This is a genomic window from Sporosarcina pasadenensis (assembly GCF_047228845.1).
In the GTDB taxonomy this organism is placed as follows: Bacteria; Bacillota; Bacilli; order Bacillales_A; family Planococcaceae; genus Sporosarcina.
Window position 1 is genome coordinate 213,741 of the sequence record NZ_JBFEGM010000001.1, and the last position, 15,250, is coordinate 228,990.

Consider the following 15,250-nt stretch of genomic DNA (forward strand, 5'->3'; position numbering starts at 1 on the left):
TTAGAAGGAGAACCCCCCGACTCGCCAGTCGGGAGTTCAAGCATTGTCAATCATCCTCACAGCCAAGTGCTATAATGGAACCTTGTGCAACCGGCGCTGCACCATTTTGATCGAAGAAGCCGGTTATGACAAAGCTTCGTACAATATCCACGTTTGCCGAGGCTACCTGGTCCCTGAAGATTGCTTCGAATGGAAATTGAACACTGTTGACGATTCCAGTCCCAGTGACTGTCACTTCACAATTTTGCCCTTCCCTATTGCATTCAACAGAAGTAATAGAATTAGCGACAAAAGTAAAGCTGTTCTTACCGCCCATTGTCTCCGTATCTGTAAAATGAAGGGTCAATGTAGAAGCAGCTAAAGTCGTAACACATACGTTTGCCATGTAAGTCAAGTCACCTTCGACCGTTCCCATCTGCCCATTAAAACGGACATTGTTATTTCTAGAAACTGCATTGACCAATACACCACAAGGACATTCCATACCCATAATGATATCCCCCCTTTCTATTTTGAACTACTTCTACTATATTGATAAAACAAATGAGGCGGCTTGGTGTTTGTCCTAATTTGAGTAGATAAATATATTTCGTAATTACTTGTCAATCAACCTATTTTCTCAGTAGGGTAGCGAGCTTCTTGATCGATTCGCTCAACATGTCACCTTTAATAAGCACTATCGTATCCTCTGTTGTAATTTTTTTCAGCAACTCATATGCAAGGATATGGTTATTGAATGAATGGACCTCTATCCTGGCACTTATTTGGGAAACAGTGTCCGCCATTATTTTTGCATGTTCTCCTATTGTGACAAGTACATCAATTTTACTTTGCTCGAGGATTTCTCCTGCCCGCTGATGGATTGCATATCCCCACGATCCGAGGTCGGTTATCGTTCCGATGACAGCAATCTTTCTTTTACCAGGATCAATTGCCTGCAACACTTGCATTGCCGCATGCAAGGATGTTGTTGTAATGCTCCATGTGTCATCGATAATCGTTGCGCCGTTCAACCCTTCCAGTAGTTGCAATTGCTTTTTGAGCGGTTGAAAAGTCCTGAAGTGGAGCGCAACATCGGTAAGGTCCATGCCAATCTGATGAACCGCTGCAATAGCAGCGAGTGCGTTATATATTTGGTGTTCCCCGAGACCCGGAACAAGTATTCTGTATTTCTTTTTCATATGTTCAACAGTCATGAACATCCCTTCAGATGAAAAACAGATATCCGTTGCTTTAAAATCACATTTTGAGTGGATGCCGACTGTAACAATTTTTCCGGTAAAGCTTTTCAAATCCAGCTTTTTCGTGTTCTGGTCGTCCGCGTTTATGATGAGAACCCCATTTGGTTGAAGAGCGTTGCACATTTCCCCTTTCGCAGCGATATAGCCTTCCAATGTCTTGCAGTAATTGAGGTGATGTTCACCGATGTTTGTAATGATTCCAATTGTCGGTTTCAAATAGGCAGCCGCATTTGAAATATCTCCCGGTGCACCGACCGCCGTTTCGAAAACTGCCACTTCCGTTGTGTCATCTATCCCGAGCAGGTAGGACAAATGTGCCGTACGAGAGTTATTTGTACTGTTTGTATGTGCCACTTTCCGATTGATTGATAACAGATGACGGATCATCTCCTTTGTCGTCGTTTTACCAGATGTACCCGTCACGGCGATTACAGGGATATTAATAGAAGCCCGGTAGTGGTTAATAAACTTCCAATAAGAATCTTGCAGATTTTCAACTCTTATGATCGTTAACTCTTCGGTTCGCCCGCTTACTTCCATTTCTCGATCTGTCACGATCGCTATCGGGAAATAGGGCTTCAGTCTATCCCATTTAATAATATTCCGTTTTAAAAATAATATCGTATGGGAATGCCTCACTTGTTTAAGACGATAGGCGCCATGATGTATTAGAAGATCATCTGTTCCATGTACTAATTTACCGGATATGATTTGCCGGATATATCCTGTCGTTAGAGGTTTCATTTGTTTCACTCCCTTCCCCCTTTCCTATCGTATGCCCCGTCCTCTTGAAGAGCCTGTACGAAAACCCTGAGTATGCCAAATCTGCGATAGTTACTTACCTATATGATGTATAACCATGTCGAAAAGCGATTCCTTCATAACCTATATAGAGTTGTCTTATATGAAGGAGTTGGGCTAGTTGAAAACGATCATCTTTATCGGAACAAATAAATCTGGTTCAAGTAGGGAAGCCATCAGAGCTGGAGAACGGCTCGGTTACTTCACGGTGTTATTCACAAATAACGAAAAACAGATTAAGCAAAGGAAAGAATATGTAGATGTCCACGAAATGATATTCGTTGACACGACTAATCTGGAAGCAATGAAAAAAGAAATTCGTTCTTTAAAATCCAAGGGACATGAAATCATAACAATTGCCAGTTTTGTCGACTCCAATGTCGCCAACTCCTTGAAACTATGTGAGGATTTCTGTCCTAATGGCACATCTGCCGAAGCAGTAAAACTTATGGAAAACAAAGCAGGGACAAGGGCTTCATTAAACGGACTTTCGTATTCACCAAAGTTTCTAACCCTATCCTCAAATTCGAAGCTCGATTCGACGACGGTAGAGACTTTGCCCGATTTTCCCCTAATTGTAAAATCTGCGTTCTCCACAGGTTCAAAGGATGTTTTGCAGGCAAACGATTTGGAGCAACTGAAGCGCCATATCCGGAAACTGAATGAAAAGGCTCCCGACGAGTCGATCATTATCGAGGAATTCATCGAAGGGGATCAATACTTAGTGGAGGCGATTGTCCATGATAGGAAAATTCATATCGCCGGGGTCATCCAGCAGGAAATCACATTTGGTAAAAGGTTCATCATCACCGGGTATGGGGTGCTTGCATTTGTGCCGAGACAATTGATTGACAGCATTATGGAAGTGTTGGAATCAATTGTTGAGAAGTTCAACATCCGAAACGGTGCGCTCCATGTCGAAATGCGTCTGACGGACAACGGCTTGCGGCTAATAGAAATCAATCCGAGGATTTCTGGCGGTGCGATGAACAATATGCTAAAAGCCGCTTTCGGTTTTGACTTGGTCGAAGAAACACTGAAATTATACGTAGGTGAGAAACCTTCCTTAGTTCAGAAACATAAACATTTTGTATTCACCCAATATGTCATCATCGATCAAAAAGGGATCCTCGAAAAAGTGACCGGTAAGAAAAGGGCGAGAAAATCGCCTGGTGTCGTAGAAGTCTATGTCAAGCCGAAAAAAGGGACGCAGCTCATGCCGCCACTGTCGATGGGACATCGGTATGCATATGTCATCGCCCAAGGCAGGACGATGGAAATTGCAAAGTCGTTGGCCAAAAAGGCCGCTGCAGAAATCCAATTTCACTTGAAACAATAAAAAAGAGGACTCCCACATATCGGGGTCCTCTTTGTTGTTCAACTATAATTTTGATCAATGAACTTGACCGTTTCGAACATGTTTGTTTTGCTAGCTCCTTTAATAAGGATTGTATCGTCTTTACGAATAAGTGTTGACAGTAATGCATGCAGTTTCTCCCGATCCGTGAAATGGTGGATTTTGTCCGCAGCCATTCCTTTTTTCAGTGCTCGGGCTCCGATTTCCTCTGTCCGAAAACCGTACGTGATCAACAGATCAATTCCTTGCTGCTGGACATAGTCCCCAACTTTTTGGTATTCCTTCTCACGCAGATCACCGAGTTCCCTCATTTGTCCTATGATAGCGATTTTCCGGTGCTTTGCAAGGTTAACGAGGACATCGATCGCTGCACGGACCCCTTCTGGATGGGAGTGGACCGTATCGTCAATGAGTGTAATATTGTCTTTGCAATTGTAAATCGTCAATCGGCGTGGCGGTTTTTTGAACAGCAGACCAGTCTTAATTTCCATCGGTGAAAACCCTAGTTGGTCGGCGATCGCAATTGCGGACAATGCGTTATACACATGATGCTCCCCGAAAATTGGGATGAACAGTTCGACTTCCTCATTCTGAAGCTTCAATTTAAAGCTCATGCCCTGTTCCGTATATTGAACATCGTATGCACGATAATCAGCAGGTTTGTGAATGCCGATCGTAATCGTCTCACCTTTAAAATTCTGAGTTTCTAAAAATCGGGAATTGTCATTATCCTTGTTCAAGCAAAGTACTCCATATTGATCCATTCCATGTATCAATTCGGACTTTGCTTTCGCAACCCCTCTTGGATCGCCGTTGAAATTTCCGACATGGGCCAACCCGACATTTGTAACGATTGACATATTGGGCTTGATGATCCGGCAGTGCTCGGTGATGACCCCTGGATAGGCCATTCCGTATTCGAGAACAACTGCCTGATGGGATGAATTGATCTCAGCTGCATGTTTTTTCGTATGTTCCGTCGTATTCCAATAGTCCTTCGATTCGAAGACATTCCATTTCTTCGATAGAATGGAAGAAAGAAAAGCTTTTGTCGTCGTTTTACCAGCGCTTCCTGTAATGGCGATGATTGGCGTTTCTTGCTTTTCGGAAGACCTTTTTCGCTTTGCTTCCTTAATTTTCAGTTGGATAGTGTTTTGATTTTTCGCTACATACATGGCGTATTTAATCGTATTTTTAACAACGTCCAATTCCAAGTAAAATGCCGGAGGACAGCCTGGACGCCAGTTCACTTCATAAATCCATAGCTTTCGTTGTTCATCCATTCCGATGTCCACTCCGATTTCATCGATTACTTCGCCGAATTTCTCCATTTGGAGCTCATCCAAATGCTTCGCTAGCGACAATGAAAAGAATTCCAACTTTTTTCGTATATTGAACGCCTCATCCTTGAACTCCTGCTCCAAAAAAGGATCCAAATAGTTTGTATAGCCGCCACTGTTAATATTCGCAATAATGGACCCATGCGGCGCAATCCTCGGATAGATTGTTGTTATGACCCATTCGCCTTTCCCATCTTTCTGCACGTGCAGCCTGAAGTCGAAAACTTGCCCTGTCTTCGTTACCGATTGGATGTACGGTTGAACGATGAAAGTCTCTTTCGATAATTTCTGTTTAATAAAGCCGTTTAATTGGGAGCTTCCATATATTCTGTTCGTCCCTTCTCCTTTCACGGAATAACGTCCCTCTTCTTGCACAATAAAAAAAATCCCTTTCCCTTTACGGCCATCTATCGGTTTGAAGACCACTTTCTCAAATGCTGAAAGAAATTTGAAGAAATGATTCGTATTCTTCACGACTTCAGTAGGTATCAAATAGCTCGCAAAATCTTTTGCTTCTTTCAATCGGCGGTTCACACTCCATTTATTGCCGATTGAATATGTCGTAAAAGGAATCTCTTTTTTCAATTTGTCGATTGTTTCCTTCGACTTCGATAATTTTTCCGGACTCCCTGCATTATAGATGACATTCGGAAAGGGCATGATTTTCGTCTTCCATTCCCCTTTTTCGTATACTTGTCCCTTGATTGTACGATTTGTAAAATTCACTTCTCCGGGTGAAAAATAGTAAAACTTCGCTCCTTCCGCTTCCGCGACAGCCGCAAATGCATAAGCTTTCATGACAGTTTCCGGATCTTTCCGATGATGCAACATGCCTATGATCGTCATGAACATTCTCCTTTACTCTTTTTGACGGTTCTCTCTAGTACATTCATGCGAACTTGAAATGATAAGGACAAGAGTTTACAAGCAGGAGATTTAGTTTTCCATCTCTATTTTTTCGATTCGATGATTGGCAATGGACGGCCGACAAGTTCGTGAGAAAGAGGGCTAATAGTAGAAAATCCGCAAAGGTTTACGAGGATGCAATGTGACGTCTTTTTTAAAGCGTAAAGGTCTTGGTCAGTAAGAGCAGGGTGCCCTTTCAAATCGACCGGTTGAAGCAAGGATAACTGTGCAATACAGCTTTCCTTTTCGATTTTCTCCAATCTGAAATAAGGGGAGGAACTTCCATTACTAATGGCAGTAAAAGGGGCGGATTGCATTGAGGAATGCAGCATGAAGGGGATTGTGTCAATTGAATCTGCCACATGAATGAAACGCAATCCTTTTCCGAACTCCGCAAGCAATTGTTGCTCCTTCCATAATTCTTGCATCTCTTCGCATAGTCGGCACATCTTCACTGCTTCCACCTCCCTTTTTGTTTTGTTCCTTCACGTTACAACGGCTCGATGTAGAACTTTATCAATTTGGCAGCATATTCCGCCCGTTCCTTTGCCTCTTTTGTTGACTCTCCGACCGCCATCACATATCCGTACCGATGCCCCATCGATAATGGCGGTATCATTATCGTACCGATTGACGGCTTCACGAAGACGTCCGCTACTCCAGGGCAATTCACAGCCTCATTGACTCCTTCTACCTCCAATAAATAACCAGTGCTATTGATCGTAATATAAGAGGTATGGACATACTGCTGTTTTTTTCTAATCAAGTCAGGCTCTTCACCGAGATAGAATTTGATCGTCTCTTGGACGAGATTTATGCCGAAAGCTTCTTCAATCATCCGATTCATTGCTCCGCCGGAAATTCGGGGATTCAGTTCGATCAGTTTCCAACCATTTGGGGAATGGCGCATTTCAATATGGCAAGAACCATTTTGAAGGCCAATTTCGCGCATGAGTGAAGTAACGGTTTTCCATAGACTTCGGTAGTGTGCCTCATCCATATCAACGACTACATCATAGGCGGTTACGATGAACGTGTAATCTCTCATGATTTCCTGCTGGATGACCGCCACAATGATCGGTAGAGCTTCTATGACAACGACTTCAATAATGTATTGGGGGCCTTCGATGAATTCTTCTATAAGGAACTGCTGTCCGGGCAAACGTTTTGTAAGTCGCTTTACGGCAATTTTGTATTTCTTTTCATCTTCAATATAATAAACATCTTTAGACCCGTTTGAGATCGGATTTTTCATGATGAATGGATACGTAATACTAGATGGCTTAATTTGATTTGTAGTAATCATTTCAAATTTGCATGACGCCCGGTTGTTTCGCAATGCAAGGCGAGTCGTCAATTTATCCTCCATGAGTTGCAATACGTCGTAGGAAATGACGGACCCACAAAATTCATTGGAAAGTTTCGCAGCCATGGAAACATACGGATCGACAAAACTGATAATTGCTTGAATGTCGTGACCGGATTGTATGAGTTGGACAAGTTGCTTCCGGATAATTCCTTCTTCCAATAACTTCATATAAATGAGTTGAGCATCTTCAGGTTGCCTTCGCAAAAATGCTTTACGATCCGTCAACAAAATGGCAGCACAGCCTAACCGAATAACAGCCGCCAAGGCATCCATGCTCGATCCTGTCGTAGATGATCCGATAAACACAATTGCCCTCATTCCTTCATCCTTCCATGAAGACAATCCTCTTCTTTCAATTGTATGCGGATGCACCATGCTGCGTTAGGCAAATAAAATAAGCATGAAGGGCTATCCTTCATGCTTATTGAGCAAGTTAAAACGATTCACTTGTTCGATCAAACCGGCATCCAGCAATGCTTGCAACTCAGTCTTACCGAAAAGATCAAAATGAGGATAATCTTCACGATGATCAATCCATTCAGGCTTTAACCCGTATCTTTTTCCCCATTCGATTAATGTAGTGAGATCTGCACAACCCACCTTTGTAACGGTTTTACAGTCTGGAAAACGATCATCGAGCCAGTAGTGGGTAAGAAATGCGATTTCCCCGGCACGGACAGCTTCTTTCCACGCTTTCAATTCCGAACGGTTGATGCCGAATGCCATCAGTCAGCCACCCGGCAAATTTCTAAGTATTTCGCGTCCCATTCTGGATTGATTTTCCGTAATGAAACCGGTCTAAAGCTGTCTCTATTCACTAAAATATGTTCAGATGTGGCGGTTGCCGCAACCGTCCCGTCTTCATGTAGGATTTCATAACCGTACACTGTCCGAAGTTTCCCATGGGACTCGACCCATGTCCGTACAGTCGCTTTCTGTCCGTATCTCATGGCCGCCTTATACTGAATCGACAGGTCAATAACAGGGGAAAGATATCCTTCCGCCTCGAGACCGGCGTATGTAAAGCCGAGATCTTGAATTAGGCTCGTTCTGCCAATTTCCATCCATACTAAATAATTGGCATGATAGACGACTCCCATTTGGTCCGTCTCCGCATACCGGATTTCCACTTCTTTTTCACTGACAAACACTATCATCACCTCTGTTGTCCATTATACAAAAGAGGGAGGAATATTGCTGTTTGTGTAACTTGTAATGAATAGTTCTAATAATGTTGATTTCCGCCGGCAGGAGTCGGCGCCTTACGCATCAACCAACGAAGCTTGCTAACTAATGTTATTTTTTCATTTCGAGTGTTTGTTTAGTTAGTTCGTTATATACAGTTTCTTTATACCCTTCACTTGTGCTCTTCCCGGGTTTGAACCTGTTATGCTTCCTTTTATAGTTGCCTCAATTTTATCGCCGATCCTGAACTCATCTGTCTTAACACCTTCCAAGCTAATAAAGTCAAATACGTATGCGCTAAGATTTATATGCTGTATTTCATCTTTAAGCGATTCATAATCCAAAATATTCAAATCTACTCCGATTAATAGCGTGTCATCTTTCATTTGAAGTATATACCCTTGAATCTCGGTTTCGGAATTTGCAGCTTGCTTTATTTCAGCTTGCTGAATTATATATTCCGCAATTCCGGTGAAATTTTTACCATCAGAGCTTCGATCACAGTTTGACCAATGATAGTCGCGCTGTGCACCATTAATATACACTTTTAGGTAATAATTCATGGCTTCATTAGAATCACAAGTGGCCTTTAAATCTTTTACTTCGAGGTAATTTGTCATGACTAATTTTTTGTATACTTCTTGCTTCACATGCGATGCCAATACAAAATCACTTATTACCTCAGTTTCCATTGTATTGAGTACTTTTTTCACTTTGTTTGTTTTCGTATTCACTTCGTTATCCAAATTAACCCCGTACTTCAGTTCAAATTCGAAGAGATCTTGCTTTTTCATATTGTAGTTGATAACCAATATGCTGTCCTTTCCATAAATTCCCTCATCACAATCGGTAGCGATATAGGAAGTGTTCGTAGGATTTACTTCTTCTATCATATTGCTACAGTTTATTTTACTTATCCGTCCATTTCCAAAATTGTCCCTGGTGGTGTCATATTGCACTTGTAACGAGTCTCCATTGTAGGTCAGATCCTTAACCATAGGATCTCCTTCTTCAGTGTATTGGACAATTCGTAATTCAGATGAAATACCATTCTGCACATTATGATAGAAGTTCTGCATTCTCTCCAACCCCTCGATGCTTCCGTGAGTATTTACTACATCAACATTTCTTACACCCTTCACAGACGGTTTGGCATTATCTTTACTTGTTGCAACGGTCTCTTCTTTATCAATTGGATTTTTTTCTTCATCACTTGCATTGCAGGCGGTTAAAGCGAAAAGAAATATTAATAACAAAATTGAGCAGCCCATTTTCTTCATCTACTTTTCACGTCCCATCTAATCATTTCTAGATCCGGGTTAACTTATGAAAAATCATCAATAATTTCTATGACTTCAATTTCACCATTAATTAATAGCTCCGGAAGCTCATTATTCACATTACCTTTCCAATACTCTTTTGCCTGAGCAATTTTTCGAGAGAAAGGCACACCATCTTCTTTTGGTAGAAGGTTTGCATCTTCATATGTTTTGGCGGCATATAAGCACGACACGACAATCTTGAAGGTAAATGGGAATAGTCTTGTAATCTCACCATTTCAGTTATTACTTCTCGAATGGCTCTGATCGTTTGACCCATATACCTACTAACTACTTCGGCATCTTCCTTATCCAAATGCAAGCCATCATTTGTATGGTGACTTTGTAAAACTTGAATAGAGTCCGTCTCCTTTAGAATTCACTAGTTCCTTTTCAAAAAAGAAGCGATACAAAGTGTTGTGTTGACCGTCGTCAAAGTAGATGATCTGTCCTAGTTCCATTTTTTTATTCGTAATGATATCGTATGCAAACAGTTCATTATCTTTCATCTTTTGCACCTGTCAGCTGCCCCGATGTAGTAACTCCCTCAACACTATTCAAAGTACTTCTTACAAACGCATCGAATTCTTCCTCTTCTTCAAAAAATGGATAGTGGTTACTATTTAGAAACGAAGTGAATTGAGCGTTAGGAAGGCATTCCGCTATTTCAACACCGAATTTATGTGGGCATTGTGCATCGTATTTACCAGCATATATATAAGCCGGTAAGTCAATTTTCTTTAAATCTTCCCTGACATCAAACGTCTTGCAGTCCACTTTTCTGAAATATGTCAATCGATCCCCGACAGTCTTGCCGCTATTCGGCTTCTGAAAAGCCGACTCCATTTTCTCCTCAGAATGAAAAGACATCAAATTCCATTCACGGCCTAAAGCTCGTCTTTCCTCCAATGCTATATCTGGTGTATCCAGTCGATTCATTATTTCAACAATGCGTTCGAAGTTCGGATTTTCCCGGCAATAAATACTACCTGAATCCGCACTATACTCGACGCTTGCTGCAGCGCCTCCAGCAATGATTTTCGTTAAAGATTCTTCTCTCATGACAGCATACACAAGAGCTAACATGCCACCGGTCGAGTGTCCTCCAAATCCCCATTTCGGTAATTGGAGCTCTTCCCGTATCGCTTCTAAATCCAAAACGGACTCATTCATGCTATATTGCTCTTCGGATTGGGCAGCTTCTGATTTTCCTGCTCCACGCAAGTTGATGAGGTAGACATGATAATGCTCAGTAAACGGATTCGCGAATGCATTTCCCCTTTCATCAAATTCACTGTATAGATGAGTGACGGCTAATGGTTCGCCTTGCCCTTTTTCAAAAATCTCGAAAGTTCCTCGCGTCGTGTCGATAATCCGTTGTATCCACATAACAAAGCCCCCGCAATTCTATATTTTCTTAATTATAACTCTATTAATTTTGAAAAGAAATAAAGAAAGGACTAAGCGGTTTGTTCGCTTAGCCCTTGTTCACTTCATCTATCTTGCAGTTGATTCCGGTCATTTAAGTACATCCAACATTTCCTCCAACTTCACTTGACCGAGATCTCCCTCTTTCCGCTTCCGAACGGAAACCATTTGCTGCTCGACTTCCTGGTCACCGACGATCATCATGTAAGGAACTTTCTGCTTCTCTGATTCCCAAATCTTCAACCCCATTTTCTCTACACGGTCATCCACTTTCACGCGATATCCCTTTGCAGAAAGCTCCTTCCTTACTTCTTCAGCGTAAGATATATGCTTATCGGCAATTGGAATGATTCTTACTTGGTCAGGTGCGAGCCACAACGGAAATTCTCCCGCGTAATGCTCAACAAGGATGGCAAGGAATCTTTCGACGGAACCGAAAATGGCGCGATGGATGATAATCGGGTATTCGGGTTCATTTTGTTCATTAATATACCGACAATTGAACTTTTCGGGCATTTGGAAATCCAGTTGAACTGTCCCGCACTGCCAGCTCCGTCCTAACGAATCCAAAATGTGAAAATCAATTTTCGGGCCATAAAAAGCGCCGTCCTCTTCGTTAATACGATAAGCCATTCCTCGCTCTTTAAGCACTGCTTCCAACGATTGTTCCGCTTCATTCCATAAATCGACGGATCCCATATAATTTTCTGGCCTTGTCGATAATTCGACTTCATAGCTGAAACCGAACTCCGAATAGATGTCGTCAATCAAATCCAACACTCGATCAATTTCCCCTTCAATTTGGTCTTTCCGGACGAATAGATGCGCATCATCTTGTGTAAACGCCCGAACCCGTAAAAGTCCGTTCAATGAGCCGGATAACTCATGGCGATGGACTAATCCCAATTCCGCATATCGAATCGGTAATTCCCGATAGCTTCTACGTTTGTGATTAAAGATGAGCATCGCACCCGGGCAATTCATCGGCTTCAACGCATATTGCTGTTTATCTACATCGGAGAAGTACATATTCTCATGATAGTGATCCCAATGCCCGGATTGCTCCCATAACTCCTGCTTCATCATGATCGGAGTCTTAATCTCCTCATACCCCGCCTCCTGATGCTTTCGTTTCCAAAATTCCTCCAATTCGTTTCGTATAATCATCCCCTTCGGCAAATAGAATGGCATGCCTGGCGATTCCTCTGACGACATGAACAATTCAAGCTCCTGGCCTAATTTTCGATGATTCCTTTTTTCAATATCCATTTGTCCTGACATTTCAATTCCTCCTATGTTGTATAAAAATAAAAAACCGCACTCCTCCCTCGTAAAGGGACGAATGCGGTCGTGGTGCCACCCTGATTCCGGCATGGTTAAATCATGCGCGCTCAAACGATATAACGGTCTCCCGATCGTAGTTTTCTGCAATAGCAGTCCTCTACGATAGCTCAAAGGCGGTAAATCATTTCCTCCGCTACAGGACTTCCAGCCAGGGTCCTGTTCTCTGGCAAAGCTTCCGAAATGATTCATGTCCTTCTCAACGCTTTGTATGAAAATAAAAAAGCCGCATTCATCCCTAGTAAAGGGACGAATGCGGTCGTGGTGCCACCCTGATTTCGCCATGTTTAAATATGGCGCTCAATCGATAACGGTCTCCCGATCATAGTTTTCCGCTAGCCGCAGTCCTCTATGATAGCTCAAAGGTGGTTAATCATCTTTTCCGCTACAGGACTTTCAGCCGTGGTCCTGTTCTCTGGCAGAGCATTCGAAATGATTCATGTCCTTCTCAACGCTTGTTAATTGATAATTAATTGTATTGTAGTATATGCGACCATTCCGTCTATGTCAATGGGGAATAATCCGATATCGTTTGTCGGTTAATAATACCGAAGATTTCTTCCACTTTCAGCGATTGCATGCGCTAGTCGAATCGTTGACACCGCCAGCTCTGCATACGTCACTTCACGCTTAGGATTGAATGCGTTTTGCTCCTCTTTTACCAAGCCTAGTGAATTTGCCAAGGCTACATAACCTGCATTCGCAGATTGCACCTTATCGGCATCAGCAAAGCCTAATTTAAAGATGCTGCTATCTTTCGCGGCCTGCTCCAGACCTAAAACGCGGATCATCCAAACCGAAAGTTCTTCTCTTGTGATCGGCTTATCGACGTCAAAGTTCTCACGATCCGCTTTGATGATACCCAATTCAACCGCACGCTCAATTTGCTGATATAATGGATGTTTTGAATCGATATTATCAAACGATTGGTTCATGTTTTCTTCTCCGAAGTAATAACCGCCACGATAGAAATAGGTGAGCGAGTTCATAACCACTTTCAATGCTTCCCCTTTTGAAATGGCAGCATCGGGGTTAAAGCTCTTTCCATCTTTCACATCCAACACTTTGGCGTTAATGAGATAATTGAGCTCCTCTTCCGCCCAAGGATGTGAAACGGTGACTGAATTTCTGCCGCTAAACAAGTTATTCCATTCTCCTGTATGAGCATCCACATAACCATACGGTTCCTCGTTAAATACAGGCAAATAGACGAGATCATAATGATTTTCCTTACCACTTTTCGCATGCTTCATATATGTGAGCTTAAGGCTAAGCGCCTCTTCGATTAATGCTTTTGCCTCTTGCTCGGAAATTACGTCATCGCTCGATGGCCAGCTTTCCATCTCTTGATAATCAACGTTCAGACCGTTTAAAGAACCGTCAGCCGCTATCGATACATAAATCTGATCTCCATTGACGATAATCCCGTTTACGACTCTTGGGAATGTGAAATGATACGAACCTACTCGTTCGTCAACATAAGGTTCTCCTACAGGCATTGCATAGTTATGCAAATAGGAAGGGACCCATTCCTTTAGAAACTTCACAGCTTGGTTAAGTGCCTCCTGTTGGGAAAGGCCATCCTCGTTTTTAGAATCCTCTCCGAAGTCCGATAGTAGGTGATCCTTCATATTGTGGTAGTTGACAATTTCGCCTGTATATTTATTGATTTCTAAACTTGATCCACTTCCTCCATTTCTATACTGATACATATATTGGACTGAAATAACTGGCATTCCATTGTAGTTTTCTCTTTCCTGAACTGAATCGATCGTTAATTTTATTTTATCAGAATCAATCGCAAGTAATTGTTCGGCGATCTTCTTCGCTTCTTCTACTGTGATTCCGTCCTGTTTTGCCGGAAGTGGATTTGCTGCAATCTTTTCAATTTTTGTCTTACCTGGAAATTCTGACGTGTAGCCATTTGCAGTCATCCACTTCCCTGTTGCCGCTTCAACGCCTTGCAATTGTGCAGACGGTCGGTAGACAAGCTCTACAGTGCGGTCGCTCGTTTGGTAATCGTAGTTAATTTGATAATTCAATTCTACAGAAAGATTTTCTTTTACTTTCTTTACTAACTCATTCTTATCTTTTATTTGTGTAACATCGTCAAAGGAGGATGATGCAGCTTGTGGAGACATCTTGTGAAAACCAACGATCTCACCATTCCCTAGAACAGATACCTCCAATCTTTGGTCAGCAATCGAGACCTGATTTTTTGTACGTGCAAAAGTAAATGAGTAACGAATCGGCTCTGTTAAGATCTGTTGTGGATAATAGTTGAAAGTATTCGTTTCTAATTGATATTCTTTTTCGTCAAGAAATTTCTTCATAAAATCTTCTGCTATTTTTGTTGCTTCTTCTTTTGAGACTTTTGGAGGGAACAAAGCATCCTTCACATTAGAAGGTTGATAGGAAAAATACTCAATTTCCGGTTCCTCTCCAACAAACCCTATATTCCCGTATACCTGCTTCCCATTAATGGTCTTTGTAAAAAATAGATCATGCCGTATCGTGTCATCTTCCGGATAAATATGCGAACTTCTCACTTGGAAATCATTATTTGTTAAAAAGTCAAACTGACTCGGGAACATTTCCCGAAACGTCTTGATCAATTCTTCTTTCGTGACAACAATATCAGTGGCAGCAACTTGGATCCGTACTTTTTCAGGTTGTCCATTTACTGCAGTTGAAGCATCTGCTAGCGATGAAAACATGCCAAGAGACAAAACAGATGAAGTTAAAATCATACCTACTTTTTTAAATCTCGCCATAATAATCCCCCTAAGTTTGTGTAATGTTGGAATCTTTTTTATTTAGCCCTCCACTTCTTATATTTTGTAATTCATATTATTTTAAATTACAAAATATATAAATTATTAATAATTATGTCTATTGTAGCTGTTAAATACTGTTATGTAAAGTTAAATTATGTATTTTATGAAGACATAAAAAAAGCCCGC

At 41.7% G+C, this 15,250-nt stretch carries 14 protein-coding genes and 1 pseudogene; 1 reads left to right on the forward strand and 14 read right to left on the reverse strand.

Translation table 11 applies throughout. The annotated features are described in order from the left end of the window. Positions 1-46: 46 nt before the first annotated feature. Entirely contained in the window at positions 47-490 is a 444-nt protein-coding gene (locus AB1K89_RS01090; RefSeq protein ID WP_413052984.1) for a hypothetical protein, read from the reverse strand. Between the two features lie 121 nt (positions 491-611). Further along, complete coding sequence (locus AB1K89_RS01095; RefSeq protein ID WP_413053424.1) at positions 612-1,985, reverse strand: Mur ligase family protein; 1,374 nt, start codon at positions 1,983-1,985, stop codon at positions 612-614. Positions 1,986-2,163: 178 nt separating this feature from the next. Here AB1K89_RS01095 and AB1K89_RS01100 point away from each other — a divergent pair, with 178 nt between their 5' ends. Then, a complete protein-coding gene (locus AB1K89_RS01100) occupies positions 2,164-3,381 on the forward strand; it encodes an ATP-grasp domain-containing protein (protein WP_413052985.1) in 1,218 nt (405 codons plus the stop codon). Between the two features lie 38 nt (positions 3,382-3,419). Here AB1K89_RS01100 and AB1K89_RS01105 read toward each other — a convergent pair whose 3' ends face one another. The 12 genes and pseudogenes from AB1K89_RS01105 to AB1K89_RS01150 all read right to left on the reverse strand — a co-directional run bounded on the left by AB1K89_RS01105 (position 3,420) and on the right by AB1K89_RS01150 (position 15,061). After that, positions 3,420-5,585, reverse strand: a complete 2,166-nt coding sequence (locus AB1K89_RS01105) for a YheC/YheD family protein (protein ID WP_413052986.1) — start codon at positions 5,583-5,585, stop codon at positions 3,420-3,422. Between the two features lie 104 nt (positions 5,586-5,689). After that, complete coding sequence (locus tag AB1K89_RS01110) at positions 5,690-6,094, reverse strand: CotY/CotZ family spore coat protein (RefSeq protein WP_413053425.1); 405 nt, start codon at positions 6,092-6,094, stop codon at positions 5,690-5,692. 41 nt (positions 6,095-6,135) lie between these two features. Next, positions 6,136-7,332, reverse strand: a complete 1,197-nt coding sequence (locus AB1K89_RS01115; protein ID WP_413052987.1) for an ATP-grasp domain-containing protein — start codon at positions 7,330-7,332, stop codon at positions 6,136-6,138. A 90-nt stretch (positions 7,333-7,422) separates the two neighbouring features. Beyond that, positions 7,423-7,740: a hypothetical protein gene (locus AB1K89_RS01120; RefSeq protein ID WP_413052988.1), complete on the reverse strand. Its 318-nt coding sequence runs from the start codon at positions 7,738-7,740 to the stop codon at positions 7,423-7,425. Then, entirely contained in the window at positions 7,740-8,165 is a 426-nt protein-coding gene (locus AB1K89_RS01125) for an acyl-CoA thioesterase (RefSeq protein ID WP_413052989.1), read from the reverse strand. The genes AB1K89_RS01120 and AB1K89_RS01125 overlap by 1 nt, the downstream gene beginning before the upstream one ends. Positions 8,166-8,339: 174 nt before the next feature. Next, on the reverse strand, positions 8,340-9,479 hold the full coding sequence (locus AB1K89_RS01130) for a DUF4362 domain-containing protein (protein ID WP_413052990.1): 1,140 nt from the start codon (positions 9,477-9,479) through the stop codon (positions 8,340-8,342). A 44-nt stretch (positions 9,480-9,523) separates the two neighbouring features. Further along, positions 9,524-9,712: a DUF2441 domain-containing protein gene (locus AB1K89_RS18265; RefSeq protein WP_489686555.1), complete on the reverse strand. Its 189-nt coding sequence runs from the start codon at positions 9,710-9,712 to the stop codon at positions 9,524-9,526. Between the two features lie 56 nt (positions 9,713-9,768). Continuing rightward, a pseudogene (locus tag AB1K89_RS18270) lies at positions 9,769-9,840 on the reverse strand (DUF2441 domain-containing protein); the annotation flags it as partial. A 4-nt stretch (positions 9,841-9,844) separates the two neighbouring features. Continuing rightward, entirely contained in the window at positions 9,845-10,027 is a 183-nt protein-coding gene (locus AB1K89_RS18275) for a DUF2441 domain-containing protein (protein WP_489686558.1), read from the reverse strand. After that, entirely contained in the window at positions 10,017-10,907 is an 891-nt protein-coding gene (locus AB1K89_RS01140) for an alpha/beta fold hydrolase (protein ID WP_413052991.1), read from the reverse strand. The genes AB1K89_RS18275 and AB1K89_RS01140 overlap by 11 nt, the downstream gene beginning before the upstream one ends. Before the next feature lie 129 nt (positions 10,908-11,036). Further along, positions 11,037-12,227 carry a threonine--tRNA ligase gene (gene thrS / locus AB1K89_RS01145; RefSeq protein ID WP_413052992.1) on the reverse strand — a complete coding sequence of 397 codons (1,191 nt, stop codon included), beginning with the start codon at positions 12,225-12,227 and terminating at the stop codon, positions 11,037-11,039. A gap of 599 nt (positions 12,228-12,826) precedes the next feature. Further along, positions 12,827-15,061 carry an S-layer homology domain-containing protein gene (locus AB1K89_RS01150; protein ID WP_413052993.1) on the reverse strand — a complete coding sequence of 745 codons (2,235 nt, stop codon included), beginning with the start codon at positions 15,059-15,061 and terminating at the stop codon, positions 12,827-12,829. Positions 15,062-15,250 lie beyond the last annotated feature (189 nt).

Excerpts from the sequence above, each read along its gene's own strand:
- AB1K89_RS01090 (WP_413052984.1), bottom strand. The coding sequence starts at position 490 with ATGGGTATGGAATGTCCTTGTGGTGTATTGGTCAATGCAGTTTCTAGA.
- AB1K89_RS01095 (WP_413053424.1), bottom strand. The coding sequence starts at position 1,985 with ATGAAACCTCTAACGACAGGATATATCCGGCAAATCATATCCGGTAAA.
- AB1K89_RS01105 (WP_413052986.1), bottom strand. The coding sequence starts at position 5,585 with ATGACGATCATAGGCATGTTGCATCATCGGAAAGATCCGGAAACTGTC.
- AB1K89_RS01110 (WP_413053425.1), bottom strand. The coding sequence starts at position 6,094 with ATGTGCCGACTATGCGAAGAGATGCAAGAATTATGGAAGGAGCAACAA.
- AB1K89_RS01115 (WP_413052987.1), bottom strand. The coding sequence starts at position 7,332 with ATGAGGGCAATTGTGTTTATCGGATCATCTACGACAGGATCGAGCATG.
- AB1K89_RS01120 (WP_413052988.1), bottom strand. The coding sequence starts at position 7,740 with ATGGCATTCGGCATCAACCGTTCGGAATTGAAAGCGTGGAAAGAAGCT.
- AB1K89_RS01130 (WP_413052990.1), bottom strand. The coding sequence starts at position 9,479 with ATGAAGAAAATGGGCTGCTCAATTTTGTTATTAATATTTCTTTTCGCT.
- AB1K89_RS18275 (WP_489686558.1), bottom strand. The coding sequence starts at position 10,027 with ATGAAAGATAATGAACTGTTTGCATACGATATCATTACGAATAAAAAA.
- AB1K89_RS01140 (WP_413052991.1), bottom strand. The coding sequence starts at position 10,907 with ATGTGGATACAACGGATTATCGACACGACGCGAGGAACTTTCGAGATT.
- thrS (WP_413052992.1), bottom strand. The coding sequence starts at position 12,227 with ATGTCAGGACAAATGGATATTGAAAAAAGGAATCATCGAAAATTAGGC.
- AB1K89_RS01150 (WP_413052993.1), bottom strand. The coding sequence starts at position 15,061 with ATGGCGAGATTTAAAAAAGTAGGTATGATTTTAACTTCATCTGTTTTG.